A 767-nucleotide genomic window follows, 5' to 3' on the forward strand; every position below is an offset into this window, starting at 1 on the left:
GATCGAGCGCCCTCATCTCATGCCGGTGGGACAAGCCTTTGACGGCTTTGTCGAGCACACCAAGCTCGTCTCGCCAACCTGCCTGGTGAGTTTCGATCGCAACCGTTATAGCGTGCCTGCTGCCTTTGCCAACCGACCTATCAGCTTGCATGTGTATGCGGCCCAGCTCGTCTTCGTCGCCGAAGGGCAGGTGATCGCCGAACACGTCCGGTGCATCAACCGCAGCCATGATCGTGGCGAAACCATTTACGACTGGCGTCATTATCTGGCGGTCTTGCAGCGCAAACCCGGTGCATTGCGCAACGGCGCACCGTTCGCTGAGTTCCCGGCGGGCTTTAAGCGGTTGCAAGCAATCCTCTTGAAGCACCCGGGCGGCGATCGGGAGATGGTCGAGATACTGGCGCTGGTTCTGCTTCACGACGAGCAGGCCGTGCTAACCGCCGTCGAACTGGCCCTCGAAGCAGGAGCGCCCTCCAAGCAAACAGTTCTGAACTTCCTGAGCCGGCTGCTTGACGGGGCACCAGTGCCGCCGCTACAGGCACCACAAGCCTTCGCCCTGCGGGTCGAGCCCGAAGCCAACGTCAGCCGCTATGACCGCCTGAGAGACCGGGAGGATCATCATGCAGCCTGATGCCATGATGGAGATGCTCAAGTCACTGAAGCTGCACGGCATGGCCCAGGCGCTTGGCGAGTTGGCTGCGCAGGATTCGCCTGCCTACAAGTCCGCGTCTCTGGTGCTGGCCGGACTGCTCAAAGCGGAAATGGCC

General features: G+C 61.5%; 1 protein-coding gene and 1 pseudogene. Both read left to right on the plus strand.

Annotated features, from left to right (window positions below):
* Positions 1–631 (plus strand): Mu transposase domain-containing protein (locus tag PQQ51_RS34325; protein WP_408501624.1); only part of this gene is annotated, 631 nt, incomplete at its 5' end.
* A pseudogene (locus PQQ51_RS34330) lies at positions 621–767 on the plus strand (ATP-binding protein); the annotation flags it as partial. The gene PQQ51_RS34325 and the pseudogene PQQ51_RS34330, both read left to right, overlap by 11 nt.

The sequence above is a fragment of the Paraburkholderia xenovorans genome (assembly GCF_046030735.1).
Taxonomy (GTDB): Bacteria; Pseudomonadota; Gammaproteobacteria; order Burkholderiales; family Burkholderiaceae; genus Paraburkholderia; species Paraburkholderia xenovorans_A.